Origin of the sequence: Streptacidiphilus pinicola (assembly GCF_003258295.1) — a bacterium.
Lineage (GTDB): Bacteria > Actinomycetota > Actinomycetes > Streptomycetales > Streptomycetaceae > Streptacidiphilus > Streptacidiphilus pinicola.
In genome coordinates, this window is sequence record NZ_QKYN01000077.1 from 1 (window position 1) to 17539 (window position 17539).

The window sequence follows — 17539 nt, forward strand, 5'->3', positions numbered from 1 at the left end:
GCGCCCGCCCCGCTGACCGACGCGGCCGGACGCGTCGTCGGGGTGACCGCCGTCGGGGAGGACGGCGAGTCGGCCGAGTACCGCGCCGACGTCGTGATCGCCGCCGACGGCGCGCCGGCGCGGACCGCGCTGGCCACCGGATGGCGGCGCGACGACCGCACCCCGATCGCGACGGCCGCCCGCCGCTACTACCGCACGGACGCCTTCGCCGACGACGAGTTCCTGCACCTGTGGGCGGACCTGCGCTTCGCGGGCGCCGACGCGGCGCTGCCCGGCTACGGCTGGCTCTTCCCGCTCGCCGACGGCCGGGTCAACCTCGGCCTGGGCGGTATTCCGCACCGCAAGCACGGCGCCATCGACCTGCGTGCCAGCTTCGGCGAGTGGATCAAGCGCCTCCCGGAGGGCTGGAAGCTCGACGAGGCCGCGGCGGAGTCGCCGCTGCGCAGCGCGGCCCTGCCGATGGGGCTCAACCGGCGTCCCCAGTACCGCGACGGGATGCTGGTGGTCGGCGACAGCGCCGGCATGGTCAGCCCCTGGAGCGGCGAGGGCATCGGCGAGGCGATGGAGGCGGGCGAGATCGCGGCGGAATCCGTCGCCCTCGCCCTGACCCGCCCCTCGGGCGCCCGCCGCGAGCAGGCCCTGCACCACTACCCGAAGGAGGTGCACCGCCGCTGGTCCCGCCACTACCTCCTCGGCAACGTCGTCGCCGGGCACGTCTTCGCCCGCTTCGGCTACCGCCCCCTGCTCAACCGTGCCGTGACCTCCAGCCCCGCCGCGACCCGCCTCCTGGCCGGCCTCTTCGGCCACCTGCGGGGGTGACGCGCGCCGGTGGGTGGCGGCGGGCCGTCAGGCCCGCGTCGCGAGCCAGGCGGTCAGGCGGTGCAGGTCCGCCGGCCGGGCCGGGGAGCCGGTCGCCTCGACGAGCGCGGCGAGCCGTTCGGGCCGGTACAGCACGGGCCGGTAGGTGGGCCGCTGGGCGACCGCCTCCAGCAGCCAGTCCGCGAGGGCCGAGGGCTCCGGGCGGGTCGTGAAGGCCCGGGCCGGCTCGACGGCGAGAACCGGAGCGAAGGCCGATCCGGGCACGGGGGCTCCGCCCGCGTGAAAGGCCAGAGCCAACGCCTGCCGCTCCTCGGGACGGGAGCGCAGGTTGCGCAGCCTCCACTCGACCCGATGCCGTCTGACCGCGGCACGGGCGCGGGCCCGGATCACGGCCGGAAGCGGCTCCCGGAGCCAGCCGTCGAGCGTGCGGGTGAGCCCGCGGACCAGCCGGCGGCCGACAGGGGTGAGCTGCGCCCGGGTCGACAGCGTGCGCGTCACCAGGCGGGCCTGGAGCCGCCGCTGGGCGAAACGGAAGGCGGCTTCGGGCGAGCCGGTGCGGGCGTGGTGCTCGCGCCAGAACCCGGCCACGCCGGTGAAGGCGTAGGCGCCGTGCAGCAGACCGGTGACGTGGCGGGGGTCGGAGCGCCAGGGTGCGTAGAACTCCTCCCGGCCCGAGTCCTCCAGCAGCGGGAAGAGGTGGAGCAGCGCGCCGAGCTTGCTGTGTTGGAACTCGTGCACCATCGTCGCCGCGAGCGAGGCGCCGTCCTGCGGCAACGCGACGATCATCGCCCCGAAGGCGTCCCCGGTGGAGGCGCTGTAGTCGGCCGCCGACGGGAGACCGGGGGCGGCGTCCACGTTCCAGGGGACGATGCAGCGCACCTGCTCCACGTGCAACCCGCCCGGCCGGCCCGGCGGTGCGGTCAACTGGTCCACGGCTTCGACGAAGCGGCGTCTCCACTGCTCGACCTCGGCGTCGTCCAGGCGCTGCGGCGCGATCGGCTCGTCGAGATCCCGGTACGGGTCGACATCGTCCAGCCAGGTCCAAGCCGGTGATGGAGCATCAGCCGTGAGCACATGCAGCGCGTCCCAGGCCGATCCGCCCGCGCGGTCCAACGGCCGGACCTCCACGGCGCTCCGACCGTCGTCGAGGTGCAGCGCCGGGCCGCGCAGGCGCGCCACAGCGGCCCCGTAGTCACCCGAGGACGTCCCACCCAAGCCTCGGCCGCCCGACCTCGAATCGTTGAGCCTCGCGACGCCCAGGGTCGGCAACGGCACCACGCCGTCGCGCACCGGGATCTCCGTGTCGGCGTCCAGCCCCGCCCGGACGCAGGCCGCCAGCGCGACGGCCGCGAGGTGGCCCAGGTCCACCCGGAGCGGGGGCCCGGACGATGAGCCGTGCAGTCTCCGCAGCGCGTGGCCCAGCCAGGAGCCGACCTGAGGACTCATCAGAATCAGTTCCGCAGCGGCCGGCTGAGCGCGTGCCGCGGCGGAGAGGAGTTTCCACGACCGGTCCACAGCCTCGGCGCCGCCGGGCAGGTCGCCGTCCGCACGGAGCCGGTCGAGCAGTCGGCGCAGCAGCAGCAGTCGGCGGGCGCGCTCGCCCTCCAGCAGGAAGCCGACCGCCTCGGCAGACCCCCCGCCGGCGGCGAGTTCGTCGAACCAGGCGCCCGGCATGCTCAGCGCGGGCGCCTCGCTCACTCCGCCCTGCCCGGTTCGCCGCCCATCGTGGCGCCGCCACGCGGTCGGTGCACCTGGGCCATCAGGCGTGGATGACCGACAGGAGCCACGAGCTCGCACAGGTCGGCGAGAGCCACGCCTGCGAGGTCGGGCACATCCGATGGGACGGCGCCCGATTCGATGACGTCGGCCATGACGACGTCGGGCCCGATGCGGTCCCCGGCAGTCGGTGCACCCAACGTGCGATCCCCCTTCACGCACTCACTGTTGACGTTGTCATGGTCTTCCCATACAGACGCGCCGGTAACCTGGATCGGACGGTCAGCCGGTCTCGCCGCGCTGTCCCACGCACCGCTGCACCGCGGCCTCGAGCGCCTTGCCGCGCCTCTCATCAGGGTCGAGCATCCGGACCAGATCGTAAAGACTCCACAGGCACGCGGGGGTGCGGCTGAGGTGACCTGTCATCATCACCACGTCGGTGCGCAGGACATGGTGCCGCGGCATCCGCTCCACGCAGTCCGTGCTCAGCGCGTCGACGAGGGACTGTCGTTGCACCGGGTCGGCGGTCAGCGGGTAGGCCAGCAGCGCCTCGACGACCTCTCCCCTCGCGACCGTCCGCACGGCCTGGGGCAAGGACCCCGACGGGGACGGGACGACCGCGGACTCCGGCGCGTGGACGGCGATCCGGGGCAACTGATCCGCGCTGCCCTGCCGGCGCAGTTCCGCCAGCCGCGCGTCGACAGCACGGAAGAGCTGCCGAGGCTCGGGAGGCCAGGGCCCAGCGGCCGGTGACCGCTCCAGTTCGGTCAGCACCAGGTCGGAGAAGAGACCGGTGCGCCGGTCCGGGTCGTTCAGGGCCCGCTGGCCGCGGGAGGCGCCCACCAGCAGCACCTGCTCGCAGTCCGGCACCCGTCGGCCCGCAGGCAGCCGTTCGCCGGGCAGGTCGGCGACGAAGCGGTGGTCCTCGACGAAGGTCTGGCAGGCGTCGACGATCCAGATCTGCCGGGTGAAGCAGCGGTTCAGATCGGTCGCCAGGGTGCGCCGCGCCGACTCCAGGTCGAGGTTGCGCTTGTCGGCCGCGCCCGCGTCGGCGCAGAACAGGCGCAGGTGCTCGTCGCGGTCCAGCACGCCGTGGCCGCCCCACCACACCCACAGCAGACTGTCCTGCCGTGGGGCCGAGCAGGTGGTGACGGCGTCACGCACCCGCTCGTAGACGGCCACCTGTTCGCGGGCGGCCTCGCGCGCGCCCGGCCTCTCCTCGGGGGCGGCCAGTGGAGCGAGCAGGGTCACGATGTTCGCGGCCGGGACACCGCGCCCCAGCAGCCAGGACCGGAACCGCAGCGCGTCGGAGGCCGGCCCCGGCAGGTCCCACGCGGGTCCCGCCGCGTACCGCTCCACACCCACGATCAGCGCGTGGGTGAGCTCCGGTGACGTCATGCCAGCCGCTCCGCGACGGCGCGGTAGACGGCGCGGTTGCTCCAGTAGGCACTGTGCGAGGCGGGGAACGGCTGGCCGTTGTCGACCTCCACGTCCTCGACCCGTCCGGGGAAGATCCCCGCGCCGATGTAGGAGAGCAGGTCGCGGCGGTCGTAGAGGTTCAGCCAGCGCGGCACGTGCTCGGGCAGCACCGAGGGGTACGGCAGGGTGGGCAGCGCGTCCGTCTCGTACAGGAAGGGCGCCTGCGAACCCACCGTGACCAGCAGTTCGACCTGCGGCAAGGGCTCGGCGACCAGCGTCTCCAGCGCGGCGATCCCGCCCAGGCTGTGGCCGATCAGCACGACCGGGCCCTCCACGCCGAGCACGGTCTCCCGAAGGCGGGCCCGGATCCGCTCGCCGCGCGCGAGGTAGTGCAGCACGTCGCCCGCGAACGGATGAGCCGCGTCGGTCAGGGACCGGCGTCGGCGTACCGCCTGACGGCTCGCCAGCCACAGCGGCGGACGCAGCAGCAGGCGGGTCGGCGAGGGCGCCCGGTCCGCACCGGGCGCCGCCGCGCCCATGGCGCCGGCCGCGGCGGCCACCGCCCGGTCGCGGGCCGCGCCGTCGCAGACCACGGCGGTGTCCTCGTCCAACTGTGCGGCGACGGCCGCGGCCACCACCGAGCGGGCCAGCATCAGGGCCAGCTCCTGGTCGTCGAGCCGTTCGTCCGCACCCGGCAGCAGTTCGCTGCCCTGCAACGAGGCCGCGGCGTCGGCCATTCCGTCCCGCAGCTCGGCCGGCACCGGCACGGTGGCGGGACCCGTGGCGGCGGTGAGGGCATCGGCCAGGACGCGGAGCAGCTTGCGCGGGCGCTCCCCGGGGAGCGCCGCCCCCGGCGGCAGCTCGCCGGGCTCCGCGGCGCCGGCTGCGGCGGCCGCGAGTTCGGCGAGCGGGTCCCGGTAGAGCACGTCCCAGAGCGCGACCGGGTCCTCCGGCTCGGGCCCGCCGCGTGTGCGGGCGTGTCCGGGTATCGACGCGCCGTCGGCCCGCAACCGTGCGCCCAGGTCGCCGCCCCAGTAGCAGGGCACCGCCGTCAGCTGCGGCGTCTGCTCCCCGAGCCCCTCGCAGACGCGCTGGAAGAGCGCGGAGAAGCGGGGCTCACGAACACCCGTCCCGTGTACGAAGACCGCTGTACCCATGAGCCCCTCTGTACTCCGACCTTCGAACGCCGACGACCGCCTGCCCGTGCCGCCCGGAACGCCACTCCGGGCGCGCCGCGCCTCAGATGGGCAGCGCGGCCAGGTCGAACTCGATGCGCTGGTGCAGTCCCGCGGCCGTGGTGGTGGGATGCTGCTGGCCCAGCACCCGGCGCAGGCCCTCGAGCGCCTGCGCGTGGTGCTCGTCGGCCTCCTCCAGTCGGCCGAGGCCGCGCAGGTCGAGCGCGAGGTTGGCGCGGCACGCGAGGGTGACCGGGTGGTCCTCGCCCGCCTCCGCTTCGAGCAGGCGCAGGGCCGCCTCGTCGCGTTCCCGCGCGGCCTCGAACTCAAGCGCGGCGTAGTCGTCGTTGGCGCGGCTGAGCTCCGCGGTCAGGGTGAACAGGTGGCGCTCCCCGAGCGCGCGCCGGAAACCCTCCACCGCCTCCTCGTCCAGCCGGGTCGCGCCGGAAACCTCGCCGAGCGCGCGCAACGTAGCCGCCAGGTTGACCTGCGCGCTCAGGGTGAACAGGTGGCCGGGGCCGAGGCTCTCCGCGAAGCGCTTGACGGTCTCCTCCCCGATCTCGCGTGCGGCGCCGGGCTCGCCGCGCAGCCGTCGGTCGACCATCGCGTTCATGGCGGTGCTGAGCGTGTCGATGTAGGTGTCGCCGTAGCGGGTGCGCAGGCGCTGGAGCGTCTCCTCGTTGAGCCCGGCGGCGCCGGCCAGGTCCCCGTCGCGCCGACGGCACACCGCGAGCTCACGGGCGGCGCGCACGCTGGCGGCGTTGTCCACGCCGAAGGCGGTGCAGTAGCTGCGGTAGGTCTCCTCCTGGAGCAGCCGGGCCCGCGCGTAGTCGCCCGACTCCCGCACGTCGACGCTGATGGCGTTGAGGGTGTTCAGGGTGCGCGCGTCCAGCGGGCCGAAGACCTGCTCGCGCTGCTGGGCGGTCTCCTCGTCCAGCTCCAGCGCCTCGCCGAAACGTCCCGCGAACTTGAGAGCCAGGCCCAGGTCGTGCGCGATGATCAGCGCGGAGGGGTCGTCCGGGCCGAACAGGTCGCGGGCGCGGGTGTAGGCCTCCCGGTCGATCCGGAGCCCGGCGGATACGTCGCCCCGGTAGCGCAGGGCCATGGACATCTGCCGCATGGAGTCCAGCAGTTCCTCCTCGGCCACGGACGCCCTGCGGGAGACCTCGAGGGCCTGCTCCGTCAGGGTGAACGACTCCTCGAAGCCGCCGAGGAAGCGCAGCAGGAAGGCGAGTTGCTTGGTCATCTGGATGACCAGCGGGTCCTCCTCGCCGGATTCGACCCGCCAGGCGATCAGTGCAGTGCGGGCCAGCTGGGCCGCGGTCTCGTGGGCTCCCCAGTAGAAGAGGTAGTCGACCACCGAGTAGACCAGCTCACGGACCCACGGGTCGGTGCTCTCGGCCGCCCCGGAGGCCTGGACGTGCGGCAGCAGCGCCTGGAACGCGGGCCACTGGTCGGCCGCCGAGGTGGAGCCGGCCGGCTTGGCCGCCGCCAGCAGCACCTGGGCGGCGCGGCGCATCTCCCCGGTGCGCTGCTCGTCCATCCCGGCCTGGAGCACGGCCTGCATCAGCCGGTGCATCTGCAGGGTGCCGGTCTTGTGGTCGAGGCGGATCAGTGAGAGCCGGCTCAACTCGCGCGTGGCCCGGCCCAGTTTGACCGGATCCTGGAGCACCGGGTCGAGCAGCGGGCTGACCTCGACGCTCCGGGGGGTGCGCAGCAGGCTGAGCGGGATCGGCTCCGGGGCCATGCAGGCGCAGACCTGGAGCAGGTCGCGGGCGGCCGGGTTCTCGGCCGACAGCCGCTCCAGCGAGATGTCCCAGGCGGCCGCGACCGGCAGCGGGTAGTCGGGGGCGGGGTCGAGTTGCAGGATGCCGGGGCGCCGCTGCTCGAGCAGTTCCAGGTACTCGCCGACGGTCATGCCGGTGGCCGCGTGCCAGGCCGCGGCCTGCTCGATGGCCAGCGGCAGATCACCGAGCGCCTCGGCCAGTCGGTTCGCGTCCTCGCGCGAGAGCGCCTGCGCCCGGCGCTGGAGCAGTGCGATGCTCTCCTCGCGCTGGAACACGTCCACCGTCAGCGGCCTGGCGACGCGCTCCCACTCCGGGTTGCGCGAGGTCACGATGATCTGCCCGGGGCCGCCGATCGGGAAGTAGCGACGCACGGTGTCGATGTCGGTGGCGTTGTCGAAGACGAGCAGCCAGTTGTCGTACGGCTGGCCCGTGCGCAACGCCTCGCGCACCGCCGGGACGGCCGTGTTGGCCTGGGGGCCGGTCTCCAGACCCAGGCGCACGGCCAGTTCGGCCAGGGCGCCGAGGATCAGGCTCTCGCGTTCTGCGGGGATCCACCAGATCACGTTGTACTCGTGCATCCGCCGGTAGACGTACTCCAGGGCGATCTGCGTCTTGCCGACGCCGCCCATGCCGTGCAGGGCGTGCGGGAGCACGGCGGCGGTCCCGTCCCCGCGCAGCCGGTCCGCGACCGCGCCGAGCAGTTCCTCCCGCCCCGTGAAGTGCGGATTCTTCGGTGGCACATTGCCCATCACTTTGGGCTGACCGGTGCGCACGTACCGGGTCTCCACCGGATTCTCCCTCTCCTGGTCCGACGATCCGATGTTTTCCGCTACCGCGGTGCTTGTCTCAAGGGGCGGCACTGCACCTACTCCTGACGGTCCACCAGCTGACTCGCCCTCTTTTAGCACATTTGCGGCATTCAGCGCGTTTGCTGTCGAAGGCTTGGTATGACCCGACGCGACGGATGCCGCCAGCCGTCTCGCCCGCACCGCGTACGGCCCGGAAAGCGCCCGCATCACCGCCTTCTCCACGGTGATCCACGGCTGGCCCGCCTCGGGCAGCGGCGTGCCCTCCGGGTCGATCAGCGCGGCCCGCAGCTTGGCCCCGCTCTCTCCGGCGGCGGGCAGCTCCGCGAGCGTGCTGACCACCTCGGCCACCTCGGAGCGGGACGTGGTGGCGAGCAGCGCCTCGCGCACGCCCAGGGCGAAGTCCGGCCCGGGCGTGTCCTCACGGTTCCAGTCGATGAGCCCGCCCATGAAGATCTCCGCCAGCTGGGACGGCCCGGTGCGCGGCGACAGCCGCTGCTGCAGGCTCATGATGACGTCGAACTGAAAGGCGGAGGCGGCGAGTTGGGCCGCGAGGCGACGAGCCGGGGGCGAGGCGAGCGAGGCGAACCGGCGCACCGCCGCCTGGGCGTCCTGCGGTCGGGTGGTCCGCGGCGCGCGCATCCCCGGCGCCGGGCTGCCCAGGGCCAGCGCGCCGGCCATGACGCCGGGCAGCACCAGCCGGAGCCCGGGCTCGCCCGCCACCAGGGCGGCCCAGGCCGCGAACGACTCCTTCTTGAGGCTGAGCACCGGCACCGGGACCCGTCCCGGGCCCGGCGCGGCCGCCGGGTTCAGCGGGTCCTCCAGCTCGGGTGGCTGGTCGTGCAGCAGCCGGGTGTTCGGGGCGGCGAACCCGGCCGACCCGAAGCGGGCCCGGTGCGGGACGAGGGAGCTCCGGTGCCACAACGAGGTGGGGAGCACGTGGGAGATGGCGGTGGGCCCCTTGCGGGCAAGCATGCCGAGCAGTCCGTCCATCACGCTGCCGGCCCAGCCCGGGGCCAGGCCGTCGGTGACCACCAGGTACAGCTGGGAGCCCGCCGGACCGAGTGCCTCGCTCGGGTCGCCGACGCCGCCTCCGGCGTGCCGCAGCACGGCCGCCCCGTGCTCGGGGACCTCCAGCCGCAGCATGCGGACGTCACGGAAGGCGCCGCTCCACACGGCCTGCTCGGCGATCTGCGCGACGACCTGCGCCCAGGGCGCCATGGTCGGCGCGGTGTCGACGAAGAGCAGCAGTTCGAGCGCGCGTCGGCAGCGGCGCCGGGTGTAGGGCAGCCAGAGGTCGTCGGCCATCCCGCGCTCGGCGGTGCGCTCCTCGTCCAGTTCCTGGCGTAAGGAGTCGGGGACGTCCCGGCGCAGCACCCGCAGTGCGCGCGCCAGCGGGGCGACCCCGTGACGCCGCGCCAGCCGGAACGGCAGCGCCCTGCGTCCCTGGTCGTGCGAAGCCGCGTCCTCGCCCGACGGCGGCCCGGTCCGGCCCGCGGTCGCCGGCGACTCGTCGGCCCCGGGGGCCTGGGACTCGGGAGCACCCGGTCCGAGGAGCAGCTCCCCCGGTGCGGCGTCGCCCGGGTCGGGGCGGATCAGAGCCGCGTCCGCGCCCGCCAGCAGCTCCTCGGCGCCGTCGTCCGAGGCCTCGCCGCCGACGGGGTCGGAGCCCTCGTCCGGACCGGAACCCGCGTCGGGCGTCTGCCCGGCCTGGCCCTGGCCACCGGTGCTCTGACCGCCGGTGCTCTGACCGCCGGTGCCTTGGTCACCGGCGCTCCGGAGCACCGCCGAGGCGAGCCAGGCGGCGTCGGCGATCTCGCGCCAACTCAGCCTGCCAGGGGCGCGTTCCCTGTGCAGACCCTCCATCAGCGCCCCTTCGAAAGGTCGCGGAGCAGCGTCTCCAGCAGGGTACGGTCATCCTCCTCGGGCCGATAGCCGCCCGCCACCATGTGCACCGCATTGAGTAGCTGGTCGATCGTGTGTGTGCCACCGCCGGAGCTGCGCCGGTGGAACTCGTCCAGCAGGCTCTCGATCCCCTCCGGCCGCCGGCGCAGGTGGCTGGCGACCACGGCGACGAGCTGTTCCCTGGTCGGCGGCCGCATCTCCAGCGGGAGGCAGCGGCGACGCAGCGCGGCCGGGAACTCGCGCTCACCGTTGCTGGTGATGACCACGATCGGAAAGGCGCGGCACTCCACCCGGCCGTGTCGGATCTCGGCGCGCCTGCCCGGGTCGTCGGTGAAGACGCTGACCGGGGACTCCCGACTGCGGACCAGCTCCGGGATCTCGTAGCTGCCGTTCTCCAGGACGTGCAGCAGGTCGTTGGGAAGGTCCAGGTCCGCCTTGTCGAGCTCGTCGATCAAGAGCACGCGCGGGCGCTCGAAGGGAAGCAGGGCGGTTCCCAGCGGACCGAGCGTCAGGAAGTCACCGAGCGCGGGTGGTTCGTCCGTCCCGGCCTCGGGCTCACCGTCGCGCGGGCTTCTTCCGGCCCGTACGCTGTCCCGGCTGCCGTCCCGGATGGCGTCCCTGATGCCGTCCCGGGCGGCTCGCCAGGCCGCGATCGACTGGGCGCGCCCGATCGCGTCGTACTCGTTGAGCCCGCCGCGCAGGGTGGAGCGGCTGACGATGTTCCACTCCAGCACCCGGCCGAGCCCGAGCTCTCGCGCGATCAGATGAGCCAGCGAGGACTTGCCCAGCCCCGGCGCTCCGGTCACCAGCAGCGGGCGACGCAGCAGCACCGCGGCGTTGACGGTGGCCAGCTCCTCCGGACCGAGGGTGGCCCGCGGGTCCAGACCGCCGAGCCTTCGCTCCGCCGTCGTCGGATCGCCCGGCGGTGCCTCGCACAGCGGCGCACCCGCGAACTCACGCCACGGCGGCGGATCGGGAAGCACCGGTGGTTCGCCGGCAGGCGCCTGCCCTGTGCCGCGGAACGCCCACCACCCCTCGCCAGGCGCGGCGTCCGGCGCCGAGGCCTGCTGTTCGGTCATGCCGGCTCCTCCTCCAACTCCACCGGACGGAACGGGTCATCCCACAGGCAGACGACATGACGCACCGCTTCGCCGGAGGCCGGGTCCGCGATGGCCCTGCTACGCAGGGAGCGGATCTGCTCGGGAAGCAGTCGGGGCACGTTACTGGACAGCACCATGAGTATCCCACGAGCCGACGCGGAGTAGTCGTCGTTGGCATGCCACAGCGCGAGTCCGACCCCCTGGGCGATGGCGGCCTGAAGCCCCGCCAAACCTCGTCCCGATACCGGTGGCTGATGCAGCACCACGGCGTTGAGATGCTGATTCTCGATCAGTTCGACACCCCATCCGGACGGTGAGGCGTCCGGATCGGGGAAGAGCGGGGCCCTGGCGGTCGCGAGGCTGCGCCAGCGTTGCCGCCAGTCGGTGCGCAGCCGCCCGTCGCGGGCCCACATCCGCATCCGCTCCAGGCTGCGCACGTGGACGCAGTAGCGCGACCCGATCACCACGGTGTCCAGCACCCCCGCCCGCTGGCGGAACCAGGCGACGTCATGGTTGAGCAGGGAATAGGGAAGCAGGAACTCGATGTGGGTGGCGGGCTCGCCGGGTCTGGTGTCCCAACTGCCGACCGTGGCGAGGATGATGCCCTCGACGACATCCTCCAGGGTGGCCAGGGTCGCCCGCCGGTCCTCCTGAAGGTGTGGCGCCCAGCGGTCGGGGAACCGGTTCACCCAGTGCCGCACCTCGATGTCCTCCGAGCCGTCCCGGACCGGATCGACCATGATGACCAGGCACTGCGGCACGTCCATCGGACTCGCGGCTAACTCGGCCGCCTCCTCGCGGCGGGACCGCAACGCGTCGAGAACCCCCAGCTCACGTGCCCGATCCTCGTTCCAGGCCCGCAGCAGCTCCGCCAACGCCGGGGACTCGCGCTCGGCCACACGTTCCACCAGCAGCAGCACCGGCGGCAGTTCGTCCGGCTGTGCTGTCAGCTCCAGCATGCTGTTGAAGAGCTCGACCACGGTCGAGCGCTCCGGCACGACGTGCGTCAGGTCGCGCGCCAACTGCCGTTGCAGCCAGCGCAGATCCCACACCTCGGCGCGTCTCAGCAGGCCACGGACCCGGTCCAGGTCCTCGTCCCGGAAGACCGGCGCCAGCGGGATCGACGGCGGCTCGGGCGGCGCCCCGGGAGCCACCGCCTCACGGAACCCCCGCGCCGCCTCGTGCCCCTCGAACAGCTTGACGACGTCGACGAGCAGGTCCAGCCCCGACGGGTGCCCCAGGGCCGCGCGGGCGATCTGCCGGCAGTCGTCCCGCATCCGGTCGCCGCGCAACTCGATCGCGCACGCGAGCGCCTCGCCCAACTCCTGTGTCAGCTCGTAGCGCTGCTGGGGATCTCGCAGCGCGGGCAGCGCGCAGAGTGCGTCGACGATCTTGTTCAGCGATGAAAGCCGCCCAGGCTCCCCGACCACGTGCCCCCCGACCGCCAGTGCGCCTGTTGGGCGCCGAAGTTATCACGCGTGTTCGCACACGACCACCCCGTCGCGGAGGCACAACTGGCCTGTGTTGACGGGTGGCTGACGAGTGGGACGAGCGCCGCGACCGCTCCGGTTCCCACAAAGTGGACCAATGGATCACGGTCGAATTGGCTCTCCTGAGCAGGCCAACCACTGACTACGTTAGGGGCATGCCTCAGACCCGCGTTGACTTCTACTTCGACCCCGCCTGCCCCTTCGCCTGGATCACCTCCCGCTGGATCCTCGAGGTGGAGCCGCTGCGCGACCTCGACGTCCGGTTCCACGTCATGAGCCTGTACCTGCACAACGAGGGCAACGAACTGCCCGACTGGTACCGCGATCTCGTCGACCGTTCCCTCGGTCTCGTCCGCGTCGCCGTCGCCGCCGCCGAGCACCACTCCGACGACGTGCTCCGTGACCTCTACACCGCGCTCGGCACCCGCATCCACGGCAGGGAGACCAGGACTTCGACGCGGTCGCCGTCGAGGCCCTGGCCGAGCTCGGCCTCCCGGAGACACTCGCGGACGCCGCACGTTCGACGGACCACGACGCCGCGCTCCGGCGCAGTCACGACGCGGGCAAGGACCCGGCGGCGGGCCGGTACGTGGGCACGCCCACCATGCACATCGACGGGACCGCCTTCTTCGGGCCCGTGCTGAACAGCATCCCTCGCGGCGAGGACGCGGCGCGGCTCTTCGACGCGGTCCGGACGCTCTCCGCCCACCCGGACTTCTTCGAGCTGAAGCGGGAGCGCAGCGGCAAGCTGCGGTTCGACTAGGCCTCCCATCCCACCTCGCGCAGAGAGAAACAGCCTGTGAAGGACTACGACTGGCAGTACGGCAGCGACGGCGTGGACTTCGACGAACTGTGCCGCCTCTACCGGGCGGCCCCCTTGGGGGACAACACCGCGGCCGAGCTGGCGACCGTGTACGGCAACAGCAGGTACGCCTGCTTCGTGTACGCCGACGGCGCGCTGGTGGGGGCGGGCCGCGCCCTCGCGGACGGGGTGGACTGCGCCTACATCGGCCATGTCGCGGTGCACCCCACGCACCAGGGTCAGGGGTTGGGCGCCGAGATCGTGCGCCGACTCGCGGACCAGGCCCGCGACCACAAGAAGATCATCCTCTACGCCAACCCCGGCACTGAGGCCTTCTACGGCCGGCTCGGCTTCCTGCCCATGAACACCGCGATGGCGATCTGGCGCGATCCCGACCGCGCCGTCGAGGCCGGCCTGCTCCGCCGGGAGGGCAGTCGGCTCCCGTCCGGATGAGCGGACCCTCGGCGTTTGTTTCAAATTCGAACCAGTTGGTATCGTCGAAGGGAACCAGTCCACGCTTGAACCTCGCAAGGAGGGCACCCATGCCGGTACGCCGCCTCAATCACGCGGTCCTCTACATCCGCGACGTCTCGACCTCGGTCGCCTTCTACACCGAGGTGCTGGGCTTCAAGGTCGCCCTCGAGATCCCCGGCCGCGCCGCGTTCCTGAGCGCCGACGAGACGCTCAACGACCACGATCTCGGCCTCTTCGCGATCGGCGCCGGCGCACCGGGCCCCCAGCCCGGCCACGTCGGCCTCTACCACCTGGCCTGGGAGGTCGGCACCCTCGGCGAGCTGGCCGCGATCGGCCGGGCGCTCAGCGAGCGCGGCGCGCTCGTCGGCGCCACCGACCACCACCGCTCCAAGTCGTTCTACGCCAAGGACCCGGACGGCAACGAGTTCGAGGTCATGTGGCGAGTGCCGCGCGAGGACTGGCCGACAGCTGACGAGATGTCGAACATGCGGTCCCTGGACCTGGAAGCCGACATCGCCCGCTGGGGCGCCGACCTGACCACCGGAGCGGCCGCCGGCTCCGCGACCTGAGGCCCGTCAGAGCAGCCTGCCTGCCGCGCCGCCCGGCGCAAACTGCGTGCCATGCCACCGTTTCGCCGAACCGCCGCGCCCGCCACGATCCACGGCACTCGCGCCACGCTCCGTGCTGCACTGTCGCTTACGCCCACCGTGCCGTGCTCCCACCCCGCTCCCAGCACAGGCACAAAAAAACCTGCGGCTCCATGATCAGTCATGAAGCCGCAGGTCAGATACCACCTTGGTGGTGCGCCGCCAGGGACTCGAACCCCGGACCCGCTGATTAAGAGTGAATTTGTGTCAGGTGCGGCCACTGCCATCGACTGACCAGGGACGTCATCGAATGCCTATCTGTCCAGGCCACCGCCGAGATGCCGTCCAATCGGGGCCATCGCGTGCCGACCAAGACCGGCGCCGCCGCTCCCACCACGCTCCCACCACCCGATTCGGAGGCGGTCCACGTTCTACCAGACGAATGCCCCGGACCTCGGACCTCAGAGATGGCCGGGGACACGTACATCAAGGCCGAGCAAGATCGGGGTTGAGCTGCAGTCGACGGCCCGCGCGATCTCAGCCCGCGGGCTCCGAAAGTGTAGTCGCCAGTCCTTGCGTGCCCAGCCGATCAGGCTTTCCCTGCTCAAGCACTTCCTTCAGCGGTTTGAGTATCGCTTCCACGGCTGCCTTCATGTCCTGGTACATCTCGAGGTCCGTGCGATCAGACCGCACTGGGAACGGCAGCATCCACCAGGTGAGATCGGAGCCGTCGACTGGTGCCTCAAGGTCTTGGCCAGCTTCGTTGAAGATCAACTGGGCTGCTCGGTGCATCTCTCGGAAGACCGGCCGCAGCCGTTCTGCGCTGCTGTCGGACATGCCGGTGAGACCGAAGCGGAGGGGAGAAGCTGCGCATGCTCCCCAATTCTGGATCGGTTCGAAACAAACCCCAAGCTCGGCGTCAGCACCCGGCAGCTTCTGACGGCTTCCGAACCAGTCCCAGATCCGCGCTGGACTCGACGCGTCCGACGCACGCGTCGTCTGCCACGACGGTTGAAACGGGACGCCGAGTTCTTCGGCAACGATTCCGCACAGCACACGTGTCGAGTAGATCGCCTTCGCGAAGGTCAGGCCAAAGCCGCCCTGGGTCAGCTCGCCGGCGCCCCAGGACCACAGCTCTTGCTCGTGTGTGGCCACGAACTCCTCCAACTGGTAGTGGTCTGAGGCCAGACCGGGGTCCGGCGCAAACGCGGGGGGCCGAATCAGGTCGAGAACGAGACGCCACGAAGTGATTCCGACGCGGCGGCCCCCGGTGAGGGCAAGCCACTCGACACCGTACCCGTCCCTCTCCCAGAGCGAGGTCTGGGCCGCGAGCCCCACAGCGGCACAACGCTCCATGAGCTCAGCGCGCAACCGGGGAATGCGCACAGCCGGACACACGAACAGGAGAGAACCACCACCTTCAAGCCGCTCCGCATAGACAACTGGCTGGGTGGGTTGCAGCGGGGCGTTCAACTTGACCTCGATGGACAGCCATGTCCGGCTACCAATACGTCCTTCGATGTCCACGACGGCCTTGTCATCACCGGACCTGGCCTGTGGCATGAATCGGATCTGCTCCTGCGCCTCCGCGGAAATCCCGCTGCCGGCGAGGACAGAAAGCAGTGTCGTGCGGATGGCAGGATGCCGCTGGAGCATGAAGCACAGCGCCCCGGTTGCTACATCCTCCTTGTGCAGCACCTTGAACATGTCTGCCAAGTGTCCGAGCACACCATTCGATCCCATGGCCCCCGCCTCCAGATGCTGTCCGCACATCCTAGGTCCGGGCCAACCCACGATCTGCCAAACCAATCACCTTTACTTCCAGAGGCTTTGACCATGGGCAAGTCCAAAGCGGCTCGCTCGCCAGCGCCCGACTACAGTCGTCTGAGTCAGTCTGTAACGGCGTCAGGCTGAGGATGCGGTCCGTCTCGATGGGCCAGACGGACGTCCCGAGAGCAGGTGGTCAAAGCGACAGCCAAGAGCACGGTGAAGGCCATATCGGCGCGCCGGGCCAGCGGGCACAGCGGAAGGCCGACGCACGACACCGCACTCTCTTGTCGGCAAGGCGCCAGCGCTGAGCGGAGACACCAGATGCAGCAGCCGATTCTCAATCTCAGCTCCTGGAGCGTCGAGGACGTCGAAGCTCACATGGCTGGGCTTTCGCGCGGGCAGGAGTTGGAACGGGTCCGCGTGGTTGCCCAGACCCGGGTCTATAGGTCCACCGAGCCACGCGAGGTCCGCCTGCGCTGGGCCAGGCTCGCGCTTGCGGCGAACGAGCGGTTCCACGACAACACCCCGTGGGCGCAGGCCCGGATGTGTCACCAGGAGTTCTCGCTGCGGAGCTGGGTCATCGAACACCTCGGCCCGGACGCCGATCCCGACTGGAACCCGCAGGCCCTGGCCACCGACACCCTCGCAGCGCTCCCGCTCGATCCACACCTGGCGGGATCCTTGGCGCGGGGCTGGCGAGAACTCCCGATCGAGCAGATCGGTACGCTGCGCCGCTGCAAAAACCTCACCGCCCATGTGGACCGGCTGATGCTGCACCTGCCCCCGGGACTGATCAGGGATCAGCTCGAAGCCTGGGCATCGGTTCGCGAGAACCTGCCCTGAGCCGAGGCGACGCGATCTTCGCCGGCAGTGCTCTGATCACGTCAGGTAGAGGACCGGGCGGGTCTGGAAGTCCTCGTACATGTCCTCGCCTTCGGGGCCGTGAATGAACTCGGCCATTGAGGGGTTGCGGTTGGCCGTCGCCAGCGGCAGCCACTCAACGAAGTTGCCGTAGCCGCCGCAGACCGACTCTCCTCCGTCGCCGCCGTACACCGAGTCCCGGTCGCTGGTCATCTCGGCCTGGTAGGTGTCTTAGGCGATGCGCAGGCCGAACGCGCTCGGCTGGTGCTGCGGTCCGGTCTTGTCCCCGTAGGGCGAGCGGTCCAGGGGACAGTGGTCGCCCCAGCGGAAGAGCGTGCCGACTCCGGCTCCGCAGGCGTGCTCCCACTCATCCGGACCCGGCAGCCGCAGCCCCTCGGCGGCGAGAGCCGCCGGTACCTCGTCCGGCCGCGCGGGCAGTGCCTCGTTCTCCACCGCCATGAGCACGGCGGGCACGGTGACGGTTCGGCGCGGGCTGAGGACCATGGCCAGGTATGCGCGAGGATCGGGGTCGAAGCGGAACCCGCCCGCCAGGGTCTGGTCCGCGGTAGCAGGTCAGCTGTTCAGGCGACGCCTGCCAGCGGTCCAGGTCGAAGCCGACCGTGACCACGCCGCCCGGAATCAGTGCGAACTGCCGACCGCTGCGCTCGATCAGGACGCGCTGCAGTGGGGCGCCGAGATGTTCGACCGTTTCGACCCGGACGACCCGACCTGCGACCCGGCGGGCGATCTCCTGGGCTTGCCGGGTTGCCGTAGTCAGGTCGAGGGTGCGCCAGCGGTCGAGGGAAAGATCGGCGAAGGACATGGCGC

Annotated in this window: 11 protein-coding genes and 2 pseudogenes; 5 read left to right on the forward strand and 8 right to left on the reverse strand. The window is 71.7% G+C overall.

From position 1 onward, the window contains the following. A partial coding sequence (locus tag DN069_RS40125) for an NAD(P)/FAD-dependent oxidoreductase (RefSeq protein WP_165845559.1) occupies positions 1-819 on the forward strand: 819 nt, incomplete at its 5' end. A gap of 27 nt (positions 820-846) precedes the next feature. Here the strand turns inward: DN069_RS40125 and DN069_RS20220 are convergent. From DN069_RS20220 to DN069_RS20250, 6 genes are all read right to left on the reverse strand, one after another. Then, positions 847-2517, reverse strand: a complete 1671-nt coding sequence (locus tag DN069_RS20220; protein WP_243639490.1) for an aKG-HExxH-type peptide beta-hydroxylase — start codon at positions 2515-2517, stop codon at positions 847-849. A 300-nt stretch (positions 2518-2817) separates the two neighbouring features. Then, positions 2818-3933, reverse strand: coding sequence for an effector-associated domain 2-containing protein (locus DN069_RS20230; protein WP_111502781.1), 1116 nt, complete (start codon positions 3931-3933; stop codon positions 2818-2820). Next, positions 3930-5111 carry an alpha/beta fold hydrolase gene (locus tag DN069_RS20235; RefSeq protein WP_111502783.1) on the reverse strand — a complete coding sequence of 394 codons (1182 nt, stop codon included), beginning with the start codon at positions 5109-5111 and terminating at the stop codon, positions 3930-3932. Before DN069_RS20235 ends, DN069_RS20230 begins: the two co-directional genes overlap by 4 nt. An 82-nt stretch (positions 5112-5193) precedes the next feature. Then, positions 5194-9588 (reverse strand): FxSxx-COOH system tetratricopeptide repeat protein, encoded by a 4395-nt coding sequence (gene fxsT, locus DN069_RS20240; RefSeq protein WP_111502785.1) that lies wholly within the window; start codon positions 9586-9588, stop codon positions 5194-5196. Continuing rightward, positions 9588-10706: an AAA family ATPase gene (locus tag DN069_RS20245; protein WP_111502787.1), complete on the reverse strand. Its 1119-nt coding sequence runs from the start codon at positions 10704-10706 to the stop codon at positions 9588-9590. The genes fxsT and DN069_RS20245 overlap by 1 nt, the downstream gene beginning before the upstream one ends. Next, a complete protein-coding gene (locus DN069_RS20250) occupies positions 10703-12157 on the reverse strand; it encodes a VMAP-C domain-containing protein (protein WP_111502789.1) in 1455 nt (484 codons plus the stop codon). Before DN069_RS20250 ends, DN069_RS20245 begins: the two co-directional genes overlap by 4 nt. A gap of 215 nt (positions 12158-12372) precedes the next feature. On the opposite strand from DN069_RS20250, the pseudogene DN069_RS20255 reads away from it, so the two are divergent. From DN069_RS20255 to DN069_RS20265, 3 genes and pseudogenes are all read left to right on the forward strand, one after another. Then, positions 12373-12980 (forward strand): annotated as a pseudogene (locus DN069_RS20255) (mycothiol-dependent nitroreductase Rv2466c family protein). A 36-nt stretch (positions 12981-13016) separates the two neighbouring features. Further along, positions 13017-13472: a GNAT family N-acetyltransferase gene (locus tag DN069_RS20260; RefSeq protein ID WP_111502791.1), complete on the forward strand. Its 456-nt coding sequence runs from the start codon at positions 13017-13019 to the stop codon at positions 13470-13472. 89 nt (positions 13473-13561) lie between these two features. Beyond that, positions 13562-14062 (forward strand): VOC family protein, encoded by a 501-nt coding sequence (locus tag DN069_RS20265; RefSeq protein WP_111502793.1) that lies wholly within the window; start codon positions 13562-13564, stop codon positions 14060-14062. Positions 14063-14617: 555 nt separating this feature from the next. Here DN069_RS20265 and DN069_RS20270 read toward each other — a convergent pair. Continuing rightward, on the reverse strand, positions 14618-15787 hold the full coding sequence (locus DN069_RS20270) for a hypothetical protein (protein WP_133259982.1): 1170 nt from the start codon (positions 15785-15787) through the stop codon (positions 14618-14620). 384 nt (positions 15788-16171) lie between these two features. Here DN069_RS20270 and DN069_RS20275 point away from each other — a divergent pair, with 384 nt between their 5' ends. Next, positions 16172-16693 (forward strand): hypothetical protein, encoded by a 522-nt coding sequence (locus tag DN069_RS20275; protein ID WP_111502797.1) that lies wholly within the window; start codon positions 16172-16174, stop codon positions 16691-16693. 36 nt (positions 16694-16729) lie between these two features. Here the strand turns inward: DN069_RS20275 and DN069_RS20280 are convergent. Beyond that, a pseudogene (locus tag DN069_RS20280) lies at positions 16730-17534 on the reverse strand (hypothetical protein). Positions 17535-17539: the final 5 nt, after the last annotated feature.